General features: G+C 29.3%; 23 protein-coding genes. 13 read left to right on the forward strand and 10 right to left on the reverse strand.

Annotated elements, in window-relative coordinates:
- Positions 1 to 19: 19 nt before the first annotated feature.
- From mscL to CHB63_RS08185, 3 genes are read right to left on the reverse strand one after another with little or no spacing between them, the layout of a single operon-like run.
- Entirely contained in the window at positions 20 to 427 is a 408-nt protein-coding gene (gene mscL, locus CHB63_RS08175; protein ID WP_089377965.1) for a large conductance mechanosensitive channel protein MscL, read from the reverse strand.
- Between the two features lie 49 nt (positions 428 to 476).
- Positions 477 to 1,580, reverse strand: coding sequence for an alanine racemase (gene alr / locus CHB63_RS08180; RefSeq protein ID WP_089377966.1), 1,104 nt, complete (start codon positions 1,578 to 1,580; stop codon positions 477 to 479).
- Positions 1,570 to 2,187 (reverse strand): thymidine kinase, encoded by a 618-nt coding sequence (locus tag CHB63_RS08185; RefSeq protein ID WP_089377967.1) that lies wholly within the window; start codon positions 2,185 to 2,187, stop codon positions 1,570 to 1,572. The genes alr and CHB63_RS08185 overlap by 11 nt, the downstream gene beginning before the upstream one ends.
- A 175-nt stretch (positions 2,188 to 2,362) precedes the next feature.
- Here CHB63_RS08185 and CHB63_RS08190 point away from each other — a divergent pair, with 175 nt between their 5' ends.
- The 6 genes from CHB63_RS08190 to CHB63_RS08215 are packed head-to-tail and all read left to right on the forward strand — an operon-like array spanning position 2,363 to position 6,920.
- Entirely contained in the window at positions 2,363 to 3,118 is a 756-nt protein-coding gene (locus tag CHB63_RS08190) for a hypothetical protein (protein ID WP_089377968.1), read from the forward strand.
- Between the two features lie 6 nt (positions 3,119 to 3,124).
- Complete coding sequence (locus CHB63_RS08195) at positions 3,125 to 3,760, forward strand: hypothetical protein (RefSeq protein ID WP_089377969.1); 636 nt, start codon at positions 3,125 to 3,127, stop codon at positions 3,758 to 3,760.
- 5 nt (positions 3,761 to 3,765) lie between these two features.
- Positions 3,766 to 4,761 carry a DNA adenine methylase gene (locus tag CHB63_RS08200; protein WP_089377970.1) on the forward strand — a complete coding sequence of 332 codons (996 nt, stop codon included), beginning with the start codon at positions 3,766 to 3,768 and terminating at the stop codon, positions 4,759 to 4,761.
- A 2-nt stretch (positions 4,762 to 4,763) separates the two neighbouring features.
- Positions 4,764 to 5,366: a DUF4254 domain-containing protein gene (locus tag CHB63_RS08205; protein ID WP_089377971.1), complete on the forward strand. Its 603-nt coding sequence runs from the start codon at positions 4,764 to 4,766 to the stop codon at positions 5,364 to 5,366.
- Positions 5,367 to 5,368: 2 nt separating this feature from the next.
- Positions 5,369 to 6,391: a DUF3089 domain-containing protein gene (locus tag CHB63_RS08210; protein WP_245856856.1), complete on the forward strand. Its 1,023-nt coding sequence runs from the start codon at positions 5,369 to 5,371 to the stop codon at positions 6,389 to 6,391.
- A 55-nt stretch (positions 6,392 to 6,446) separates the two neighbouring features.
- Positions 6,447 to 6,920: a DUF4252 domain-containing protein gene (locus CHB63_RS08215; protein WP_089377972.1), complete on the forward strand. Its 474-nt coding sequence runs from the start codon at positions 6,447 to 6,449 to the stop codon at positions 6,918 to 6,920.
- A 76-nt stretch (positions 6,921 to 6,996) separates the two neighbouring features.
- Here CHB63_RS08215 and CHB63_RS08220 read toward each other — a convergent pair whose 3' ends face one another.
- Together CHB63_RS08220 and CHB63_RS08225 are read right to left on the reverse strand one after the other, a co-directional pair.
- Entirely contained in the window at positions 6,997 to 7,857 is an 861-nt protein-coding gene (locus CHB63_RS08220) for an outer membrane beta-barrel protein (RefSeq protein WP_089377973.1), read from the reverse strand.
- A 125-nt stretch (positions 7,858 to 7,982) separates the two neighbouring features.
- Complete coding sequence (locus tag CHB63_RS08225) at positions 7,983 to 8,321, reverse strand: arsenate reductase family protein (protein ID WP_089377974.1); 339 nt, start codon at positions 8,319 to 8,321, stop codon at positions 7,983 to 7,985.
- Between the two features lie 77 nt (positions 8,322 to 8,398).
- On the opposite strand from CHB63_RS08225, the gene CHB63_RS08230 reads away from it, so the two are divergent.
- Together CHB63_RS08230 and CHB63_RS08235 are read left to right on the forward strand one after the other, a co-directional pair.
- The gene (locus CHB63_RS08230; RefSeq protein ID WP_089377975.1) at positions 8,399 to 8,854 is read left to right on the forward strand and encodes a DinB family protein; all 456 of its coding nucleotides are present in this window, start codon (positions 8,399 to 8,401) and stop codon (positions 8,852 to 8,854) included.
- Positions 8,855 to 10,093, forward strand: a complete 1,239-nt coding sequence (locus CHB63_RS08235) for a cation:proton antiporter (protein ID WP_089377976.1) — start codon at positions 8,855 to 8,857, stop codon at positions 10,091 to 10,093.
- 2 nt (positions 10,094 to 10,095) lie between these two features.
- Here the strand turns inward: CHB63_RS08235 and CHB63_RS08240 are convergent, their stop codons facing one another.
- The 3 genes from CHB63_RS08240 to CHB63_RS08250 all read right to left on the reverse strand — a co-directional run bounded on the left by CHB63_RS08240 (position 10,096) and on the right by CHB63_RS08250 (position 13,338).
- A complete protein-coding gene (locus tag CHB63_RS08240) occupies positions 10,096 to 10,896 on the reverse strand; it encodes a THC0290_0291 family protein (protein WP_449560134.1) in 801 nt (266 codons plus the stop codon).
- Positions 10,897 to 10,964: 68 nt separating this feature from the next.
- Positions 10,965 to 12,569: an Ig-like domain-containing protein gene (locus CHB63_RS08245; RefSeq protein WP_089377978.1), complete on the reverse strand. Its 1,605-nt coding sequence runs from the start codon at positions 12,567 to 12,569 to the stop codon at positions 10,965 to 10,967.
- Positions 12,570 to 12,651: 82 nt separating this feature from the next.
- Positions 12,652 to 13,338, reverse strand: a complete 687-nt coding sequence (locus tag CHB63_RS08250) for a ComF family protein (protein WP_089377979.1) — start codon at positions 13,336 to 13,338, stop codon at positions 12,652 to 12,654.
- A gap of 192 nt (positions 13,339 to 13,530) precedes the next feature.
- On the opposite strand from CHB63_RS08250, the gene CHB63_RS08255 reads away from it, so the two are divergent.
- The 3 genes from CHB63_RS08255 to CHB63_RS08265 all read left to right on the forward strand — a co-directional run bounded on the left by CHB63_RS08255 (position 13,531) and on the right by CHB63_RS08265 (position 18,754).
- Positions 13,531 to 14,418, forward strand: a complete 888-nt coding sequence (locus CHB63_RS08255; protein ID WP_089377980.1) for a hypothetical protein — start codon at positions 13,531 to 13,533, stop codon at positions 14,416 to 14,418.
- A 108-nt stretch (positions 14,419 to 14,526) separates the two neighbouring features.
- Positions 14,527 to 16,068, forward strand: coding sequence for a glycine--tRNA ligase (locus CHB63_RS08260; protein WP_089377981.1), 1,542 nt, complete (start codon positions 14,527 to 14,529; stop codon positions 16,066 to 16,068).
- A gap of 148 nt (positions 16,069 to 16,216) precedes the next feature.
- Positions 16,217 to 18,754, forward strand: a complete 2,538-nt coding sequence (locus tag CHB63_RS08265; RefSeq protein WP_089377982.1) for a S9 family peptidase — start codon at positions 16,217 to 16,219, stop codon at positions 18,752 to 18,754.
- A 118-nt stretch (positions 18,755 to 18,872) separates the two neighbouring features.
- Here CHB63_RS08265 and CHB63_RS08270 read toward each other — a convergent pair whose 3' ends face one another.
- Complete coding sequence (locus tag CHB63_RS08270; RefSeq protein WP_245856857.1) at positions 18,873 to 19,244, reverse strand: hypothetical protein; 372 nt, start codon at positions 19,242 to 19,244, stop codon at positions 18,873 to 18,875.
- A gap of 228 nt (positions 19,245 to 19,472) precedes the next feature.
- Positions 19,473 to 20,789, reverse strand: coding sequence for an RIP metalloprotease RseP (gene rseP / locus CHB63_RS08275; protein ID WP_089377983.1), 1,317 nt, complete (start codon positions 20,787 to 20,789; stop codon positions 19,473 to 19,475).
- Positions 20,790 to 20,945: 156 nt separating this feature from the next.
- On the opposite strand from rseP, the gene CHB63_RS08280 reads away from it, so the two are divergent.
- Positions 20,946 to 21,623 (forward strand): SCO family protein, encoded by a 678-nt coding sequence (locus CHB63_RS08280; RefSeq protein WP_089377984.1) that lies wholly within the window; start codon positions 20,946 to 20,948, stop codon positions 21,621 to 21,623.
- A gap of 72 nt (positions 21,624 to 21,695) precedes the next feature.
- On the forward strand, positions 21,696 to 21,923 hold the full coding sequence (locus tag CHB63_RS08285; protein ID WP_089377985.1) for a FeoA family protein: 228 nt from the start codon (positions 21,696 to 21,698) through the stop codon (positions 21,921 to 21,923).
- The last annotated feature ends 2 nt before the right edge of the window (positions 21,924 to 21,925 follow it).

Raw genomic sequence — 21,925 nt, forward strand, 5'->3', positions numbered from 1 at the left:
AATTAAAAAAAGTTTGGTTTTATTTTTTCTTCAATAAATCTCTAATTTCACCTAATAAATCATTATCAGATGGTCCAGCAGGTGCAGGGGCCTCAACTGGTTTTTTAGTTTTGTTATAAGCTTTTACAATTATAAACATTACAAAACCTACAATTAATAAGTTTATTATAGTGTTTATCCAGGCACCATATGCTATTACTGCTCCACCAGCTTCTTTTGCAGCAGCAACAGTTTCATAATCACTACCATCCATTGCATAGTGAAGATCAGCAAAATCAATACCTCCAGCAAAATACCCAACAAAAGGCATTGCGATATTATCTACAAATCCTTTGATAACACCACCAAGTGCTCCGGCCATAATAACTGCTACTGCAAAATCAATAACATTCCCAGTCATTATAAAATTCTTAAATTCTTTTAACATAATTTATTATTTAATTGGTTAACAAGGAGCTAATATAGTAAATTAACATTTATTTAACAATTCTTTTTACACGTTGAGAAATAGCTGTTAGCAATTCATAAGAAATGGTATCAATTGCTTTGGCTAAACCTTCTAAATGTTCTTGATTTTTATAAATAATTACATCATCACCTTCATTACAATTAATATTTGTAACATCAACCATTACCATGTCCATACAAACATTTCCAACTATTGGAGCTTTTTTATTATTTATAAAAACAAAGCCCAGACCATTTCCAAATTGTCTTGAAATTCCATCTGCATGACCAATTGGAATTGTAGCTGTTTTTATAGTTGATTTGGCAGTAAACGCTCTGTTATACCCTACAGATTCACCTTCGTTTATAACATTAATTTGTGATATTACCGATTTTAAAGTGAGTACGTTTTTAAGCTTAGAAGTTTCAATATTGTTATTTCCAAAGCCAAATAATCCAATACCTAATCGTACCATATCAAATTGCGCCTCTTCTGCATAATTTATAATACCTGAAGTATTTAGCATATGTTTAAACGGAATGTTGTTTAAATGTTTAATAAATTCGTTGGAAACAACGTTGAATTTATATATTTGTTGGAGTGTGAATTTACGTTCATTTAAATCTTCACTTGCTGCAATATGAGAAAATACAGAAGTTACTTTTAAAGCTGATTGATTGTTTATAATTGACAGTAATTCTGAAATATCCTTTTGGTTAAAACCCAATCTATTTAATCCAGTATTAAATTTTATATGTATTGGATATTTTTGAAGACCTAAGTTGGTGGTTTTTTTAATAAATGCTTTTAATAACTTTATGGAATAAATGTTAGGCTCTAAATTGTATTTAATAATTTGTTCTATATTCGCTTCTTGAGGATGTAATACTAAAATTGGAGTTTTAATTCCAGCATTTCTTAAAGCAATACCTTCATCTAAATAAGCAACAGCAAAATATGCTACTTTTGATTCTAAAAACTTTGCTACTTCAACAGCACTAGATCCATAGCCAAATGCCTTAACAACTACTAATATTTTAGTGTCTTTATGAAGTTTAGACTTAAAATAATTTAAATTAAATTCAATAGAGTTTAGGTCTATTTCAAGAACAGTAACGTGGTTATTTCCCATTGTTATTTTGTTCAGCTTTTTTCTTTTTTTCTTGTTGTATAGCCTTGTAATATGCGGCTCTGCTTAAAGGCTCATATTCTTGAGTTTCACCTAATAAAACCAAGTCTTCACTGGCGGCTTTCCTATGACTAAAATGTGCTAAATTACCGGTTCTTGTACAAACGGCATGAACTTTAGTTACATATTCAGCAGTTGCCATTAATGCAGGCATTGGACCAAAAGGATTTCCTTTAAAATCCATATCTAAGCCGGCAACTATAACTCTTACACCTCTGTTTGCCAAATCATTACAAACGGCTACAATTTCGTCATCAAAAAATTGAGCTTCATCAATACCAACAACTTCAACATCTGAAGCTAATATTCTTATATTTCCAGAAGAAGGAACAGGCGTAGATCTTATTTCGTTTGCATCATGAGAAACAACCATTTCCTCATCATATCTTATATCAATTGCAGGTTTAAAAATTTCCACTTTTTGTTTTGCAAATTGTGCTCGTTTTAACCTACGAATTAACTCTTCTGTTTTACCAGAAAACATAGAGCCGCAAATAACTTCTATCCAGCCAAATTGTTCGGTATGATTTACTGTATTTTCAAGAAACATTTTGTAATTTCACGCTTCAAAGGTTATTGTATTTTTAGTTTTAATTTAATGCAATAAGATAAAATTATATTTTTTCACATTAAATTGTTAAAATTGTAAAACAGGAATGCTGTTTTTTTAATTTTTACAAATTTATTAAAAATAACACATCAATAATCATAAAATAGATCAACTTATGCACAAAAAATTAGAAGCGGAACTTGTTAGTTTGGCACACAGTATTTTACAAATGAAAAATAAAGATGATGTAAATGCACTGCATAAAAAAGCTCATGATATTTATGAAAAGTTATCTGTATTAAAGTTTGTTGATGAATATATTAATACGACTCCAAATGCTATTGAAACAAAAGAAGAAATTATTGATAAAATTGAAACAGTTTCAACCGAAGATATAAAAAAGGATTTATTGGAAGAAGTTGAAATTAAAGAGGAGGTTTTTAAAGTTGAAGAAGTTGAAGAAAAAATAACAGAATCTATTGAAAGAAAGGCACTTATTGAAGAGGAAGTTTTTAGTGCTGATAATGACATGATAAAAGATGACAGAAAAGAATTATCTTCTATTCAAATTACTTTAGAAGAAGAATTTAAAGATGCTATTTCTGCTGATGTTGCTACTCAACTTTTTGAAAAAGCAACTAAAGAAAACCCTGTTATTGAGGAAGAAACCAATCAAAAACGTTCTTTAAATGATACCATATTTAAAAATAATTTACAAATTGGGTTAAATGATAGAATTGCCTTTGTGAAGCATTTATTTGATGGGAGTCAGGAAGATTTTAATAGAGTTTTGTCACAATTAAATTCTTTTAAAACAGAAGAAGAAGCATTAAGTTTTATGAGCGATTTTGTAAAGCCAGATTATGATTGGAGTACTAAAGAAGATTATGAGCAGCGACTAATGGATATTATTAAGCGTAAATTTTCTTAATTGTAAATGGATTATAATTTGCTTGAAAATGAATTGAAGAAAAGATTAAATTACCCATACATATGGGGGCGAAAACAAGCAGATAATTTTGATAAGCAAACTAATTTTATCTATGAAACTTTCTTTTTTGAAGAATTATTAGATAAAATTGAGAGTAACTTTAAAGATGAATTAGATTACGATCAACTTAAAAATTACACATTAAATAGATGGTTTAATTTTTGGTCTGCCAAAGCAATTGAATCTATTTTTTGTGAACATGAGAATGTTGAAGCGCATTTAAATTCGAAAGATAAATATACAGATTTTTATATTTCAAGCGTTCCATTCGACCATAAAACAACTGTTTTCCCAAAAGGTTTTAATAAGTCGGTTCCTTATGCAATTGAGCATAAAAATGAATTAATAGAATGGCTATACATTAACCAGAGTCAACAAAAAAGACAACACACTAAAAATAGACTGTTTTTAGTAGTTTTAGACTATTTAAATCCAAAAGACAATTGGAAATTAAAAGCCGAAATTGGTTGGATGAGGGAAATTATATCAGCTTATTTACGTAGTTTTGACAACTCAAAATTATACAATATTTCAATTGAAAATTCAACAATAAACGCCGATATTATATGGGCAATTAAATAAATTAAGTGAATTATATAGGTTCTAAACATAGGTTATCAAAATTTATAAAAGATACCATTACCAATACTGTTGAAGGTGACTTAACGAATCTGGTTTTTTGCGATTTATTTGCCGGTACCGGGATAGTGGGTAGAACATTTAAACCGTTGGTAAAGCAAGTTATTTCTAACGATGTAGAGTTTTATAGTTTTGCGTTAAATAGAAATTATATTGGTAATTTTAAGGAAATAAGTATTCAAGATAGGTTTATTTTTTTAAATGAATTGATTGGAGTAGAGGGTTTTATTTATAAAAATTATTGCGAAAATGGAAGCGAAGGAAGATTGTATTTTTCAGCTGAAAATGGAAAAAAGATTGATGCAATTAGAATTCAAATTGAATCTTGGAAAGCTAAAAATGAAATAAATGAAGATGCATATTTTTATTTATTAGCATCATTAATTGAAAGTGCAGATAAAGTTGCAAATACAGCTTCAGTTTATGGAGCTTATCTAAAAAAAATAAAAAAATCAGCGCAAAAAACCATTGTTGTTGAGCCGGCAAATTTTGACATCACAAAAAAAAACCATCAAGTTTTTAATTTAGATAGCAACAAACTTATTAAAAAAATTAAAGGGGATATATTGTATTTAGACCCACCGTACAATGCCCGACAATATGGTTCAAATTATCATTTATTAACAACCATTGCAAAATATGATGATTTTGTTCCTCAAGGAAAAACAGGTTTAAGAAATTATTATCGTTCATCTTATTGTAAAAAAAATGAAGTTAAAAATTCCTTCGAGGAACTAATAAAAAACGCTAACTTTAGATACATTTTTTTAAGTTATAACAACGAGGGTTTAATGTCTGAAAATGAAGTGAGTGAGATAATGTCGGCTTATGGAAAATACAGCTTAAGAACAACAAATTATCAACGTTTTAAAGCAGATAAAACAGAAAACAGAAATCACAAAGCAACTTCAACAGTTGAATATTTACACATTTTAGAAAAATAAGTATGAGTGCACAAAAATACAACCAGTTATTTGATGAAGTAATTAAAAAATATCACATTTTAGATAATGTAGATCAACCATTTAAAAATCCATTTGAATCAACTTCTTTTGAACATTTATTATATAGAAAAAGTTGGATTGATACTGTACAATGGCATTATGAAGATATTATTCGATTACCGGATATTGATCCTATTGAAGCCTTAGTTTTAAAACGTAAAATTGATGCTTCTAACCAAGATAGAACTGATATGGTTGAATATATAGATAGTTACTTTTTGGATAAATTTAAAGATGTTAAAGTTAAAAAAGGAGCTAAGATTAATTCGGAAACTCCGGCTTGGGCTATTGATAGACTTTCTATTTTAGCTTTAAAAATTTACCATATGAATGAGGAAGCAACAAGAGAATCTGCTTCTGATGAACATAGAGCAAAATGCCAGGAGAAATTAAATGTGTTGTTAGAACAGCGTGTTGATTTATCAACAGCAATAGATGATTTGCTAAATGATTTTGCTGCTGGAGATAAGTATGTAAAGGTTTACAAACAAATGAAAATGTATAACGATGAGGATACAAACCCTATGTTGTACAAAAAGAAATAAATTTGATTAAAAGATTAAAATCTTATTTTAAATTTCTTGCTGCAATTGTTTTACTAATTAGTTTAGGTAGTTGTAAAACAATTGCTTTGCCTCTTTTTTCATCTCAACCTTTCCCACAAGTACCAAATTATGAAAATGATTCTGCATGGGCAGTTTTGCCTTCTAATTACCCAATAGATTTATTAGATAAGCAATCAAATACAGCTAATTTACCGGCAGATGTATTTTATATTTATCCAACTTTAAATATTGAAAAGAAAGATTTACGTTGGAATGTTCCAATATCTGATACTGTTCAAAATGAAAAAGTTATAAATACTGCTGTGAAATTTCAAGCTTCTGCCTTTGTAAATGCGGGAAGATTATATGTTCCCTATTACAGACAAGCACATTTAAGATCTTATTCAAATATAGAAAAAGGAGGCGAATCTGCTTTAAATTTAGCTTATAGTGATATTAAAATTGCCTTTGAGACTTATATGGAAAAATATAATAATGGCAGGCCAATTATTATTGCTTCTCATAGTCAAGGCACTACTCATGCAATAAGATTATTGAAGGATTTTTTTGATGATAAAGAGTTACAGTCTATGTTGATTGCTGCATATTTACCAGGAATTGGAATTTCCAAAAATGAGTTTGAAACAATTAATTTAATGACTGAACCATCAGAAACAGGTGGTTTTGTAACCTGGAACACTTTTAAAAAGAACTACTATCCTAAAAATTATTCAAAATGGTTTGAAGGAAATGCTGTTTCAAATCCGATAACTTGGGATTCTGAAATTAGTTCTAGTAGAATGGATCATAAAGGTTTTTTATTTACTAATAATAAAATATATGAACAAGCATTAGAGGTGTTTGTAAAAGATGGAATTTTATGGACGAGTTTGCCACATTTTCCCTTTAGAATTTTTCTAATGGGTAAAAAAAACTATCATGTTGGGGATATTAATTTATTTTGGGAGGACATAAATTCAAATGCTGTTTTAAGAGTTAAAACTTACTTTAATACTAAAGATTAATTAGTTAAAAGTTACAAAAAAGTGATTTAATCGTCTTAAATGAAACACCTTTTTTATGAAAAATAGAATTTTAATTTTAGCAGTTGCTCTTATTTTAAGTTCCTGTGCAACAAAATCATCGTTTCATACTTTTTACCAAGAAAATAAACAAGAATCAGATTTCTCAATAAGCGTCTCAGCTTTTATTGGCAACATGTTTATTCCTAAAAAAGATTTGGGAGAATATAAAAGTTTGTTGAGAAAAGCCCAAAATTATGACTTGATGGTTTTTTCTGATTCAGAAGCTATACTAGATAAAAAACTAAACAAATTTATTAAAAGAAAGAAGTATTCAACCATTTTTAGGGTAGCTGAGAATGGTGATAAGGTTCAACTTTATTTTTTGAAAGATAATAATATGATAAAAGAAATTTTATTGAAGGTGAAAAGTGAAAATGATTATGTTTTGATTGGTGCAAAAACTAAAATTTTAGAAGAGGATTTAAATAGAATTATTAAAAAATCAGAACTAAAGATAACAAGTAATTAGATGTTATCTAATAAAAAAGCCGGTTGTTTTAACAACCAGCTTTTTTAGTTTAAAGAATTAGTTTTTGAAATGAATTTCATTTAGATACTTTTTGCTCAAAAGTGCAAGTTATTCCAAAATTAATCCCAAAAGAAGAGTATGGAACTCGTTGAGCTAATTTTTTAGAAGGATCTGTATTGTTATGTGGTAATTCATCAACATAGTCTGATTTTATTACATAGCCTGTTGGTAAGTTTTCTAAAGAATATAATGAAGATACGGCAACAGTGCCATCAGGCAGCATAATATTAGTATTGAATTCACTAATTTCTGAATCTTTTCTTTTAACACTAATACCTAAATATTCAGCTTCAATAAACAAACCGAAATTTTTATTAAAATCAAGTTTATATCCAAATGCACCTACAAATCCTAACGGTAAAACACCATGATAGTCTTCTGTATATTCTGTTACGGAGTAAGATCCTGAAGGAAGCCCTTGTGCAGAGGCTTCAGAATCTGAGAATGAGGTTTTGTTGTATACAACTGCTTCAGTTTTTCCTCCAGCTTTTATTAAAGCTCCAAAACGACCATAAATTTTATTTGAAAATTTATAAACTAATGAAGGAGATAAACCAAAAGCTCTTGCTCTGGCAATTGCATTAATTTCTTGATTTGATAAGCTTACTTTTGTAATTGTTTGATCTGCTCCATGTAAGTATGCAATACCAAAATCCACCCCAAATGTTTCATTAAAAAAGTAACCTGCTCTAAGTTGAAAGTTAGTTCCTTCTCCATAACTCCCATAGGAGTTCTCAGATTGTGATGGAGTTACAATCTCTCCAAATTTCACTTCAGCACTTCCAATTGTTTGGCCAATACTAGATGAAAAGTATATTTGACTAAAAGATAAATTTATAGAGCATATTGCAACTATTAATAATAAATGTTTTCTCATAATTTTCTTATATTTTAAAGCGGACTAAATTACCTTTATTTATAAGATGTATTATGATTTAACTCATTTCTTTTTCACTAAAATAAATTTATAAGAACTTTGTAAAAAAATTGTAAAAAACGATATTATTTTATAAAAATATCAACTCTTTTTTGAGTATTTCCAACATAAACTTCACCATCGTTAATAATAACAGGGCGCTTTAAAAAAGTATATTCATCTAAAATAAGTTGTCGATAATCTTTTTCAGTTAAAGTTTGATTTTTTAAATCCATTTGTTTGTATTTTTTTGCTCTTCTGCTAAATAATACTTCATAAGATTTTGTAAGCGCCACTATTTCTTCAAGTTGATTTGCAGTAATTGGTTCTGTTTTAATTTCCTGCAAAATAAATCCGGTAGTATCTATTTCTTTTAGAATTCTTCTACATGTATCACAGGTTTTTAAGTAGTATATTTTTTTCATCTTTAAATTATAGGTTATTAAAGTAAATTTACGATGTTTTTATTTTAAATTTGAGCGAATCTAATAAATACTATGAAATGCAAAAACAATTTGAAGATTTACTTAAGACAAGGCAATTTTTATTAAAAGTGACAGAAAAAGCAACTATTGATCAATTAAATAAAATTCCAAAAGGGTTTAAAAATAACATAGCTTGGAATATTGCCCATCTCGTAGTAACTCAGCAACTATTGTGTTATAAATTATCAGGTATAGAATGTTTGATTTCTGAAGAAATGATTACCAATTTTCAAAAAGGAACCAATCCAAATTATTCGGTTTCAGAAAGCGAAATGGGAACAATTAAAACTCAATTAATTGAAATACCAGTTAAATTAGAGGAAGATTATTCAAAAGGGATATTTAAAAGTTACAATAAGTATACTACAAGCATTGGCGTGTCTTTAAACTCTATTGATGAAGCAATTGCTTTTAATGCCTACCATGAGGGTATTCATCTTGGAGTTATTTTACAATTATTAAAATTTATTTAAATGAGTTTGTACGCTATAGCATCAATCCTAATAGTGATTTCAGCACTTTTTGGATATCTAAATGTTCGTTTTTTAAAATTGCCAACAACAATTGGTTTAATGGTAATTACCATTGTTTTTACATTGTTAGTTTTAGCAACAAGTATGTTTAATGATACACTTTTAGAACAGGAGCGATTATTTATTTCTCAAATCGATTTTGAAACAGTTCTATTAGATGTAATGTTGAGTTTTTTGCTTTTTGCAGGAGCATTACACACTAATTTTCAACAATTAAAAGTTCAGAGGAAACCAATTATGGCATTTGCTACTTTTAGTACTTTAACGTCTACTTTTTTGGTTGGAATATTTTCATATTTTCTTTTAAAATTAGTAAACTTAGATGTTGATTTTATTTATTGTTTACTGTTTGGGGCATTAATATCACCTACCGATCCTATTGCGGTTTTAGGGATTTTAAAACAGGTTGGAGCTCCAAAAAAACTGGAGACTAAAATAGTTGGTGAATCTTTGTTTAATGATGGTGTAGGAGTTGTGGTGTTTTTAACTATTTATCAAATTGCAAAAGGTGGAGGGAATATTACTTTTAGCCATGTTGCTGAAATGTTTTTGGTTGAAGTTGTGGGAGGAATTGCGCTGGGATTATTATTAGGATGGATTACATACAGACTTTTAAAATCAATTGATGATTATGATGTTGAAGTAATTATAACAATAGCGGCAGTAATGGGAGGAACAGTTCTAGCGCAATACCTGCACTTATCTGCTCCATTAGCGATGGTTACTGCGGGATTAATAGTTGGTACAGACACTGTAAGAGAAACATCTATGAGTAAAATAACAGAACAATATGTAGATAAGTTTTGGGAGTTGATAGACATTCTTTTAAATACTGTTTTATTTGTAATGATAGGTATGGAAATATTAATTCTTACATTTAATAATCAATATATTTTAGCAGGATTATTGTTGGTTCCTACATTATTATTGGCACGATTTTTATCTTTAATGTTGCCAATAAAGTTATATGCTAAAAAATTAGATTTTGTACCAAAAACCAATTTAATTATGACTTGGGGTGGATTGCGTGGTGGAATTTCTATTGCATTAGCATTAAGTTTAACACAAGAAATGCATCGAGATTTATTTTTAGTAATTACCTATATTATAGTGGTATTTTCTATAATAGTACAGGGTTTAACTGTGGGTAAATTAATTAAAAAATTTACTAATAAATAGATTTAGTTTAAGTAATAAATATAGCCTACGTGAATCCATAACAGCCAATCGTTGTATTTGTTTTCAGGAGCCTGTCTTGCATTTAGTCCATCAACATAGTTTGAGAAAAAATATTGCCATCGAGATTCAATTAAAAGGTCTGAATAGTAACCTAATTTTCGACGAGTTCCAATACCTAATGTGGCTGACATAGTTATTCCTGGTGTTATACGTGCGGCATCTGGAAAATTATTAGGGTCCCATTTTGGGTATAAAACACCCGGATCTCTCCAGTCACCTAAGTCTGAATAAATTGAAGGATTATAAAAATCTACAAAAGCTCCAGCACTAACATAAGGAGACCATTTTAAATCTGGAATTCTTCTTGACCCAAAATCGACAATATCTACCCAGTGAAATTCTAATTGTGCGCCAAGATTTACTAAGTAAGTTTTTCCGTGGTGAGCTCTTAGTAAAACTCCTCCATCAGTAGATAAATCATCAGCCCATTGTCCAAAATGATCTAATTTTGAAGACATATATGATAATTCTGCACGAACTCTAAAGTGTTCTGCCCAATAATTTGTACGTTGATTCCAACGATATCTATAATCAGTAAAATTTAAATAGTAAATAACACCCATTCCCATACCTACATTCCCACCAACATTACTCTGAAAGTTATTTCTTTCGCCGTAATCTGTTGTAAATGATGCTGAGCCAGAGATGAATCCAATTTCATGACTGCTTTGGTCTTGTGCTTGTAAATTTACCATAAAGAGGCAAATATAAATTGGGGCTATTATTTTGAAAATTTTATGCACAAATAGGGTTTGTTTTATCAAATGTACTAAATTCTATATAATTAAGGTTATCTAAATGAAAAATTCAATTATTCAACAATAAAAGGTTCTGTTATATCCCAATTTGCTCTAAGTTCAATTAATTTGTCAAAAAACTTAACTATTTCCGGTTGACGTTTCTCTAAAAAACTGCCTGTATCCCAAATACCATTATTGTTTTCATCTATTGTAATTCTAACAAAATAACTACCTGGGTCTAAAGATTCAAAATTAACAATGCCAGGTTTATTTATTTTACCAATTCTAATAACTGCATCTTTACTGTCTAATAATTCAACTATAAATGATGATTTTTTAGCACTAACTACTTCTATATTTAAAATTCCATAATCTTCAGGTGTTTTAGTAGAAACTTGGAAAGACAAAGTGTCGTTTGGCATTTCGTAAATATCAGTAATTGCATTTGGAAGAATATCAATAGTATATTTTGATGCTGGTTTTTTATCAAAATTTAAATACAATTTAGATTTAGATTTTGCCAGAATTGTTTTAAAGGCAACATTTAAAGTATCTTGATCAATTATAGAAATTAGTGTTGTGTCTATATTAATAATTGGTGTATTACTTAATATGGTAAGAGTATCAATTAAATTTAGTGTGTTTCCTCCTTTACCTTTCGTAATTTTTAAGGTATCCAATTTAGAGCTTCTAAGTCTAGTAGTAAGCTCTTCAAAATAATCTCCTTTGGAAACTGAAAAATTTAATGAATCTGCCTCAAAAGGAGTATACCAATAATTAATAGTATCCTTATCAACTTCATAGATAATTTCAGATTTAAAATTAGCAGGTGTTTCTGATGAAATTTTAATATCTAGATCTTTTGGGTTTCCTTTATAGCCAAAAATTAAGTGTCCTTTGGTGACTTCTTTTGGTTTAATTATCTTAAATTCAGGAATTTCCTTAAAAATGGAGAAGTTGAATATTTTTTCTGTAGGCAGAGTTATCGTGTCTTTAACAAAGCCTATTTTGTCAATATCCGGATCATATACTTTATTATTATTAGCATCTTTTAGTGCAATAAGTAAATATTTTCCTTCACGAATATTTGTAATTTCAAATAAGGTACTATCAAGTGTATTTGCAATATATCGAGGTTTTTGTTTAAAAACTATGGAGTCTGTAAATGTACTATCATATTCATACAACATTACATCTAGGTTCGTTGCAGATTCTTTTACTGATGGATCCGTAACTTCTCCACTAATTAATAGAGAATCTATATATGTTCCTGTTGAAAAAATATATTTAAAGTTCCCTAGCTTATTTTCTTCGTTATTGTCAACAATACTATTTCCAAAATTATACACGTAAGTGGTATTTGCATCTAAAGTGTCTAATATTTTTATTGAAATAAATTTACTTGCGGTTCCAACTGGTGTTATTATAGGTTCGTTTTTTTGTGGAGGTGAAATAACAAGCTGAGTTTTAACATCTTTAAGTTTTATATACTCGTCAAAGTAAATTTTTATCTTTTTATCTTTAAAGTTAACGCTTTCATTTATTGGCAATGATTTCACTAAAATTGGAGGAATAGAGTCTTTTTCCCCTCCAGTTGGAGTGCCTCTTCTAGCACAACTTGCAAGGATACTTACTATAAAAAATAGGTGTAATAACTTAGATAAAGATAGCCTCATATAAATTTATTTTGAATACAAAATAACAATTATTTTATTTAAAAAACGCAGTAAATAATTTTGTATTATAATTTTGCACATTTTATTTTGTATATGCCATTGCAGCAATACTAATTGTGCTGTTTTTTGCATTTTTTATTGAAAGAACACATGCTTCTAATGTCGCTCCTGTTGTAATAATATCATCAATAATTAGTACATGTTTATTTTCAATTAATTCTATATTTTCAATTTTAAATAGATGTTCTGCATTTTTCCATCTATCTAACCGTAATTTTTTAGTTTGAGTTGTGGTTGAAGTAGTTTTAGTTAAAACATTTTCATAAAAAGGAATGTTTAGCTTTTGGGATAAACTTTGTCCAAAAGTAATAACCTGGTTGTAACCTCTTTGTTTTTGTTTTTTCTTGTGAAGAGGCACAGGAATTATACAATCAATAGTTTTAAACCTTTCGGATTCTAAAATTTCTTCACTTAACCATTCACCTATAAAAGTACCAACTTGTTGTTGTTTGTTATATTTTAATTCATGTATAAGTTGTTGAACCTTTCCTTTTTTTAAAAAATAAAAGAGACTTGTAGCTTCCTGAATAGGAACCCTGCCATAAAATATTTTTTCAACTAAGTTATCTTTTTCATCAGTAAAATTAGTAACGGGTAAATCATGTCTACAAGTAATACAAATTGTTTTTTCATTTGTTGTTAATTGATTCTTACAGCATACACATATTTCTGGATAAAAAATATTAAATATTTCTTTAATAATATTCATAGTAGTTTTTTTAAATTTAGAAAAAAGATTTAAATATGCTCTTTTTTTTTATATAAAATTATGTTTTTTAATAAAAAAGAATTAACTTTAGTATTCCTCAAGAAAATATTCCTCAAAATTTTCATCGCTCTTTTATAATTTAATTAAACGTTTAGCGTTCAATTAAAAAATAACCCCTTAAAAACCTTATCAATGGAAGAAAATAAAAAATCAAACAGTAAGCTTATTGTAATTGTGTTAGCACTTTTACTAGTTGGTGCTTTGGCATATACTTTTTATAATAACAGTCAGCATAAAGAGTTAACAGATGCCATACAAGAAGAGAAAGAAGAAATTGAACAAAATTTGGATGGAATGATTGTTAAATATGAAGATGCCATCGGTCAAAATACTTCAATGTCTAATGAATTAGCCTTTGAACGGGATAGAATAATTGCACTTAGAGATTCAATTAAAGAATTAAAAGGAACAAATTATAATTTAATAAGAAGATTCAGAAGGGAAATAGCAAAATTAGAAGAAAAGAACAAAGAATTATTTTCATTGAATGAAATGTTAACTAACAAAAATATCTTACTCACTAGTAATTTGGATAGTGCTAGAGTAAATATTTCACGACAAATTGCAGTAAATGATACTTTAGCAATGCAAAATACTAATTTGGCAGAAAAAGTTGCTATTGGGTCTGTTTTAAAAGTGAATTCTGCTAAAGTTTTAGCAATGAGAGAAAGATCAAGTGGGAAATTGGTTGAAACTGCCAGAGCTAGAAATACAGATGCTTTTAGAATTAATTTCACAATAGCCAAAAACGAAATTTCAGAACAAGGTGAGCGTCAAGTATTTATTCAAATTGTTGATGTTACTACTGGAAATACTGTTGCTAGTGTTGGAGAATTGACATTGTTAGATGGTAAAACAGTAAGTTATAGCGACACAACAACAATCAATTATTTAAATGAAGCAGTAGATATTGTTTCTTTGGTTGAAGTTGATAGAGATTTAATAGAAAGAGGAGTTTATGCAGTTAATATCTATGCAGAAAATAGATTAGTTGGTGTAAGTGATATTACACTAAAGTAAAATAAGTAACTCCAAATTAGTATTATTTAATGTTAATTGGGTGGAAATAGTTTCGGCTATTTCCACTTTTTTGTTTTTTAGTACTAAAAGCTTTACTATTTTTGCACAATGGCAAATCAAGATGATCAATTTAAAAAAGTAGTTTCACACGCAAAAGAATACGGATACGTATTTCAATCTAGTGAAATTTATGATGGTTTAAGCGCAGTATACGACTACGCTCAAAACGGTGTTGAGTTAAAGAAAAATATTAGAGATTACTGGTGGAAAGCAATGGTGCAAATGCATGAAAATATTGTAGGTTTAGATGCTGCAATTTTTATGCACCCTACAACTTGGAAAGCTTCAGGGCATATAGACGCATTTAACGATCCATTAATAGATAATAAAGATTCTAAAAAAAGATATAGAGCAGATGTTTTAATTGAAGACTATGTTGGTAAATTAGATGCTAAAATTGAAAAGGAAGTTGCAAAAGCAGCTAAACGTTTTGGTGATTCTTTTGATAAAGAACAATTTTTAGCAACCAACCCTCGTGTTGTAGGTTATAAAGAAAAAGGCGATGCAATTTTACATCGTATGGGTAAATCTTTAGAAAATGAAGATTTAGCAGATGTAAAATTATTGATTGAAGAATTAGAAATAGGTTGCCCTTTGTCAGGTTCAAAAAACTGGACGGATGTAAAGCAATTTAATTTAATGTTCGGTACTAAAATAGGTGCATCAGCTGATACAGCAATGGATTTATATTTACGTCCAGAAACTGCTCAAGGTATTTTTGTAAACTTTTTAAATGTTCAAAAAACTGGGAGAATGAAAATTCCTTTTGGAATTGCTCAAACAGGTAAAGCATTTAGAAATGAAATAGTTGCACGTCAATTTATTTTTAGAATGCGTGAATTTGAACAAATGGAAATGCAATTTTTTGTACGTCCTGGCACGCAAAAAGAATGGTACGAGCAATGGAAAGAAACGCGTTTAAAATGGCACTTATCATTAGGAATGGGTGAAGATAATTACCGTTTTCATGACCATGAAAAGTTAGCGCATTATGCAGATGCTGCAGCAGATATTGAATTTAGATTTCCATTTGGGTTTAAAGAATTAGAAGGGATACATTCTCGTACAGATTTTGACTTGTCAAGTCACGAAAAACATTCTGGTAAAAAAATGCAATATTTTGATCCGGAATTAAATGAACGTTATGTGCCTTATGTAGTTGAAACTTCTATTGGTTTAGATAGAATGTTTTTGGCGGTTTTTTCACACTCTTTAGTGGAAGAAGAATTGGAAAATGGAACTGTAAGAACAGTATTGAAATTGCCAGCAGTTTTGGCTCCAACTAAAGCTGCTATTTTACCATTGGTAAAAAAAGATGGTTTACCTGAAATTGCTCGTAAAATTGTTGAAGATTTAAAATGGGATTTTAATGTAGCGTATGATGAAAAAGATGCCGTTGGAAGGCGTTATAGAAGACAAGATGCTGCAGGAACTCCATTTTGTATTACAGTTGATCACAATACATTAAATGATGACACTGTTACTATTAGACATAGAGATACTATGGAGCAACAACGTGTTAAAATTGCTGATTTAAAAGCAATCATAAAAGAAGAAGTTGATGTAAAAAACTGGTTAATGAAAATGTAGAATTTCAGTTTTATATTATTTAAAAGGCGTTTCATTTATTTGAGCGCCTTTTTTTGTTAAAAAAATGATAAAATTGAATATCATAATGGCTATTTAAATAGTTTTAAGGAGATTTATAGTTAAATCAATTTTTAACCAAATATTAATTATGAAAAAAATAATAGTATTGTTATTTGTAATGGGTACGTGTGTAGTTTTTGCACAAAACTATGAAGCTACAAAAGTACCTACTCCAAATTACAGATTGGCCTCAAAATTTTCACCAACAAATCTGGCAAAATTAGTTCATTCAACAAATGTTCGTCCTAATTGGCTAAAAAAAGGAAACCGTTTTTGGTATCAATATAAGACTACCAATGGTTCTAATTATTATTTAGTTGATGCAGATAGAAGAACCAAAACCAAATTATTTGACAATGATAAAATGGCTGAATGGTTAACTGAAATAACTAAAGATCCTTATGATGGTCAACACTTGCCAAAATTTGATTTCAAGTTTGTAAAGGATGAAACTGCTATACAATTTCGTGTAACTTCAACAGAAGAAGTAGAGGCAAAAGATGAAAAAAAGGATGAGGATACTGAGGATGAAGAAAAGGAAGATGTAAAAAAAGATTCTACCGACACGAAAAAAGCAAAAAAGAAAAAGCCTAAAATGGAGAAAAAGGTATATCACCTTGAATATCGTTTAGGTGGGCGCGGTTTAACTGTTATAGGTAATTCAAAAAAAGAAGATAAATTAAAGCGATGGGCAAATATTGCACCCGATAGTTCAATCGTTCTTTTCTCTAAAAATTACAATCTATATTGGATGGATAAAGAGAACTTCTTAAAAGCTATTAAGGATGATAAAGACACAACAATTGTTGAAAATCAGTGGACCAAAGATGGTGTAGAACACTATGGTTATGGTGGTAGTGGAAGAGGTGAAAACAATGAAACAAAAGAAGAGAAAAAAGACGATAGAAAAGGAGTTAGGGGTATTTGGACGAGAGATTCGAAAAAATTCATTTATGAAAGATCCGACTCAAGACATATTAAAGATTTGTGGGTGATTAACTCTGTATCTAAGAAAAGACCCACTCTTGAAACCTATAAATACCATATGCCAGGGGAACAAGAATATTATAAGTTTGAATTACAAGTTTTTGATATTCCTTCAAAAAATGTTATGAACGTAAAGTTAGATACTTCGAAGCAACAGAGTATAAATGTTTACAGACATCGATATAAAAAATCAGAAGCTAGTGATGAGTTTAAACCGTCGTTATTACTTTCAAAAAAAGGTAAAATTTATTTTAGTACCATAAGCAGAGATCGAAAAAAATTAGACATCTGTGTTGCCGATATTTTAACCGGTGATGTTGAGGTTTTAATTGAAGAGCGTTTCAACACTTATATTGAAGAACAACAATTAGTATTGTTTAATAACGAAACTGAAATGTTATATTGGGCCGAGCGTGATGGTTGGGCACATTATTATTTATATGATTCCAAAGGGAATTTAAAAAACCAAATTACAAATGGTGCTTATCATGTAGATGGTTTTAATGGAATTGATGAAAAAGAACGTGTTTTATATTTTACAGCCAATGGTGTAAATAAAAGTATTGATCCATATTATGCTCATTTATATAGAATTAATTTAGATGGTTCTGGGCTTAGAAATATAAATTCAGGAGACTTTACAACAAATGTAAGTACATCAGATTCTAACAAGTATTTTGTAAGTAATTTTTCTAGAGTTGATAGCACCCCAAAATCTGAATTAAGAAGTAATACTGGTGCGCTTATTATGAGTTTAGAAGAGGCTGACTTAACTCAGCTATTTGCAACAGGTTATAAATTTCCAGAAACCTTTAAAATGAAAGCGAATGATGGTATTACAGATATTTATGGTGTTATGTACAAACCATTCGATTTTGATGCCACAAAAAGTTATCCTTTATTAGAGTATGTATATCCTGGTCCTCAAACAGAAGCTGTAAATAAAGCATTTTCAGTACGAATGGATCGTTTAGATCGAATGGCTCAAGTTGGATTTATTGTGGTTACTATGGGGAATAGAGGAGGTCATCCAGATCGTTCAAAATGGTATCATAATTATGGATATGGAAATTTGAGAGACTATGGTTTGGCAGATAAAAAATATGTTGCTGAACAATTAGCAGACAGCTTCGATTTTATTGATATTAACAAAGTTGGAATTTATGGTCATTCTGGAGGTGGATTTATGTCTACTGCGGCAATGTTAGTATATCCAGATTTCTTTAAGGCAGCTGTATCTTCAGCTGGAAATCATGATAATTCTATGTACAATAGTTGGTGGAGTGAAACACACCATGGTGTAAAAGAAGAGATTGAAGCTGATGGTAGTATCGAACACAAGTATGACATTGATAAAAATCAATCATTAGCAGCAAATTTAAAAGGGAATTTAATGTTGATTCATGGAGATATTGACAATAATGTTCATCCTGGAGGGACTATTAGGATGGCTGATGCTTTAATAAAAGCAAATAAACGTTTTAAATTTATGGTAATGCCAGGTCAACGTCATGGTTTTGGAAAAATGACGGAATATTCATTTTGGTTAAGAGCCGATCATTTTAGTAAATACTTTTTAGGTGAAGAAGCTACTAGTGTTGATATTTTAGAAATGAATAGAGACAAGCCAAAGAAATAAAAGCTTAATTAAAAAGAGGCTGTTTAGAAAGTATTGAAAACCGTCATTCTGAATTTATTTCAGTTTAACGAAAATTTCACTTTTAAACAGCTTCTTTTTATTCTATTAATTGAGTATTTTATTGAAATCTATATCCAATTGAAACACCACCTCGGCCAACAACTTCAATATCACTGTTGCCCAACATATCTCTTCCAATTCCTAGGTAAATCTTAGCTATAAAACCTCTTTTTGTAACAAATTTAGCTCCAGCAGAAATACCTACAGCAAAGTAGGTATATTTGTTCCTTTCGTAATTGCTATAATAAGTGTCAGTTGCTGATTCGTAATAATCATTATAAATTTCTTCATCCCCTGTGTGCAGCATTGTAAAAGCTTCAACAAAAAATCCTTGTGCATATTTACTTGAAAAAAAATATCTGTAATAAGGTGTTATAGAAAAAGTTCTGTATTCATCTATTCCTTCTATTTCTGAGTCTAAGCTAACCAATGTACCAAAACCAATTGAAGATTCTTCATTTAATTATTCTCTCATAACCTAAGTCTAACCATTTGAAACCAATTAAGTTCGACATATTAATTTTCAACTCATTTTTAGGTTAAAAAGTTTCTTGGGCATTTAAATTGAACCCAATAAAAATTATTAAGGTGAAAAGTAGTTTTTTTATAGGTCTAGATTATTGGGTTTATGATTAAACAATTAATTATTTAAAACACTTTATGATGAAAATAATTTCACAATATCATTTCCATTTGCTAATAAAAGTAAGGCGATTAAAATTAAGAACCCAGTAATTTGAGCATATTCTAAAAATTTATCATTTGGTTTTCTACCAGTTATCATTTCATATAAAGTGAATACAACATGACCACCATCTAAAGCAGGAATAGGTAATAAGTTCATAAACCCTAGCATAATAGATAAAAACGCTGTGATGCTCCAAAAAGATGACCAACTCCAAGTTGCAGGAAAAATATTACCAATGGCAATAAAACCACCAATACTTGTAGCGCCTTTTTTAGTAAATACGTATTTAAACTGTGAGATATAATCTTTTAAAGTCCAGATTGCTAAAGAATTTCCTTTAGAAATACTTTCTAAAAATGAATAATCTTTATGTTCAATTGTCATTCCACTTTGTCTATAGTTAGAAACGCCAATTGTTTTATCTTCTCTTGGAGTAATTGTTATGCTTTTTGTGATACCATCTCGTTGAATATCTAAAGTAATATCGTTTTCAGATTTGGCGGCAATTGCTGAAAATTCTTGCCAATAGTTAATAGGAGTATTATTTACAGCAATTATTTTATCATTTTTTAAAAGTCCAGCTTTTTCGGCAGGAGACGCAACAACAACTGTATCTATTACTGGAAGAGTTCTTACAGAAAATGGTTCCATAACACCTTTTTCCCACATAACATCTCCAACATTTTCAGGTAAATTTAATACTTCTGTATTTCCATCTTCATGAATAACTTCTAAAGAAGTAAGTCCTCTTAAAAATAAATGTTTATTTACATCTGTAACATCTAAAGGTGTTTCGCCATTAAATTTTATGATTTTATCACCGTCCCTAAATCCGAATTCTTTAAAAGATTCGTGAACAGCAAATCCTTCTTTTACTCCTTCAGGTTTTACAAAATCAATTCCCCAAACAAAGGTGATCATAATATAAATTAGAATACCTAAAATAAAATTAACAACTACACCACCCAACATAATAATTAAACGTTGCCAAGCTGGTTTAGATCTAAATTCCCACGGTTGAGCAGGTTGTTTTAGTTGTTCGGTATCCATACTCTCATCAATCATTCCAGATATTTTCACATATCCACCAAGTGGAATCCAACCAATTCCATATTCTGTATCTCCAATTTTCTTTTTAAGTAACGAGAATTTGTAATCAAAAAATAAGTAGAATTTTTCAACACGTGTTTTAAATATTTTTGCAGGAATAAAATGTCCTAACTCGTGCAATACAATTAAAAACGATAAACTTAAAATAAATTGGGAAGCCTTTATTAATATTTCCATATATGTTTTTTCAAAATAAAATCGCACAAATGTACGGTTTTATATACAGTTTATAAAAAGGATTAATTAAGAACTGGGCGTTTTAACAAAGTTTTAAAACACTTAGTGAGTAATGATTGCTTATTGTATTAAATTTGTGTTTTTAAAATATAAAAAATGGATTTAAAATTCTTCAAAAAATCAATTCCAACCTTGGCAGTAATGGGTGTGTTTTCAGTTATTATGATTTATGCCATATATTCTTTACTTACTCCAGAGAAAAAATTACCAGTTTATAATCCTGCAGATGTAAATCCAAAGTTAGTAGATGAAAGTTTGGTGCATATTAGAAGAAATCATAAAGTAGCAGATTTTGAATTGATAAATCAAAACGGTGAAACAATTACTCAAAGGGATTATGAAGGTAAAATTTATGTTGCTGACTTTTTCTTTACAAAATGTATGACTATTTGCCCTGTTATGACTAATAATATTGGGAAATTACAAGAGGTTTTTATTAATGATGATGATGTTAAATTTTTATCACATTCGGTAACACCAGATATTGATAGTGTTTCGGTATTAAGAGCATATGCTGATGAAAAAGGAGTGATTGATAGCAAATGGAATATAACCACAGGCCCTAAAAAACATATTTATGAATTGGCACGTAAGAGTTATTTTGCAGTTTTGGATGAAGGAGATGGGGGCTTACAAGATTTTATTCATACAGAAAATTTTATTCTAGTAGATAAAAAAAGCCAAATCCGTGGCTTTTATGATGGTACAGACACTGAAGACATACAAAGATTAATTGCAGATATTAATATTTTGCAAAATGAATCTAGGGATTAATGATATTTATCATTGTTTAGAATGATTCTAATTTAGTATATTTGCTCATATTATTTATAATAATTCTTAATAATGGGCGATACAATTGGAAGTTTAAAGATTGGAGAAGTAGGAGTGATTGAAGATTTTTCATTAGACATTATTCCTCTATGCCTATTAGAAATGGGTTGTTTGCCAGGAAAAGAGGTGCGTTTATTACAAGTTGCACCGTTAAAAGATCCTTTATATATTAAAGTTAATGGTAGCCATTTAGCCATAAGAAAAGAAATGGCCTCTCAAATTAATATTACTAAGCTATAAAA

Source organism: Lutibacter flavus (assembly GCF_900188355.1).
Classification (GTDB): domain Bacteria; phylum Bacteroidota; class Bacteroidia; order Flavobacteriales; family Flavobacteriaceae; genus Lutibacter; species Lutibacter flavus.

What these genes read in the sequence shown, in the direction of transcription:
- mscL (WP_089377965.1), bottom strand. Translation starts at nt 427, where the DNA reads ATGTTAAAAGAATTTAAGAATTTTATAATGACTGGGAATGTTATTGAT.
- alr (WP_089377966.1), bottom strand. Translation starts at nt 1,580, where the DNA reads ATGGGAAATAACCACGTTACTGTTCTTGAAATAGACCTAAACTCTATT.
- CHB63_RS08185 (WP_089377967.1), bottom strand. Translation starts at nt 2,187, where the DNA reads ATGTTTCTTGAAAATACAGTAAATCATACCGAACAATTTGGCTGGATA.
- CHB63_RS08190 (WP_089377968.1), top strand. Translation starts at nt 2,363, where the DNA reads ATGCACAAAAAATTAGAAGCGGAACTTGTTAGTTTGGCACACAGTATT.
- CHB63_RS08195 (WP_089377969.1), top strand. Translation starts at nt 3,125, where the DNA reads ATGGATTATAATTTGCTTGAAAATGAATTGAAGAAAAGATTAAATTAC.
- CHB63_RS08205 (WP_089377971.1), top strand. Translation starts at nt 4,764, where the DNA reads ATGAGTGCACAAAAATACAACCAGTTATTTGATGAAGTAATTAAAAAA.
- CHB63_RS08215 (WP_089377972.1), top strand. Translation starts at nt 6,447, where the DNA reads ATGAAAAATAGAATTTTAATTTTAGCAGTTGCTCTTATTTTAAGTTCC.
- CHB63_RS08220 (WP_089377973.1), bottom strand. Translation starts at nt 7,857, where the DNA reads ATGAGAAAACATTTATTATTAATAGTTGCAATATGCTCTATAAATTTA.
- CHB63_RS08225 (WP_089377974.1), bottom strand. Translation starts at nt 8,321, where the DNA reads ATGAAAAAAATATACTACTTAAAAACCTGTGATACATGTAGAAGAATT.
- CHB63_RS08230 (WP_089377975.1), top strand. Translation starts at nt 8,399, where the DNA reads ATGCAAAAACAATTTGAAGATTTACTTAAGACAAGGCAATTTTTATTA.
- CHB63_RS08235 (WP_089377976.1), top strand. Translation starts at nt 8,855, where the DNA reads ATGAGTTTGTACGCTATAGCATCAATCCTAATAGTGATTTCAGCACTT.
- CHB63_RS08245 (WP_089377978.1), bottom strand. Translation starts at nt 12,569, where the DNA reads ATGAGGCTATCTTTATCTAAGTTATTACACCTATTTTTTATAGTAAGT.
- CHB63_RS08250 (WP_089377979.1), bottom strand. Translation starts at nt 13,338, where the DNA reads ATGAATATTATTAAAGAAATATTTAATATTTTTTATCCAGAAATATGT.
- CHB63_RS08255 (WP_089377980.1), top strand. Translation starts at nt 13,531, where the DNA reads ATGGAAGAAAATAAAAAATCAAACAGTAAGCTTATTGTAATTGTGTTA.
- CHB63_RS08260 (WP_089377981.1), top strand. Translation starts at nt 14,527, where the DNA reads ATGGCAAATCAAGATGATCAATTTAAAAAAGTAGTTTCACACGCAAAA.
- CHB63_RS08265 (WP_089377982.1), top strand. Translation starts at nt 16,217, where the DNA reads ATGAAAAAAATAATAGTATTGTTATTTGTAATGGGTACGTGTGTAGTT.
- rseP (WP_089377983.1), bottom strand. Translation starts at nt 20,789, where the DNA reads ATGGAAATATTAATAAAGGCTTCCCAATTTATTTTAAGTTTATCGTTT.
- CHB63_RS08280 (WP_089377984.1), top strand. Translation starts at nt 20,946, where the DNA reads ATGGATTTAAAATTCTTCAAAAAATCAATTCCAACCTTGGCAGTAATG.
- CHB63_RS08285 (WP_089377985.1), top strand. Translation starts at nt 21,696, where the DNA reads ATGGGCGATACAATTGGAAGTTTAAAGATTGGAGAAGTAGGAGTGATT.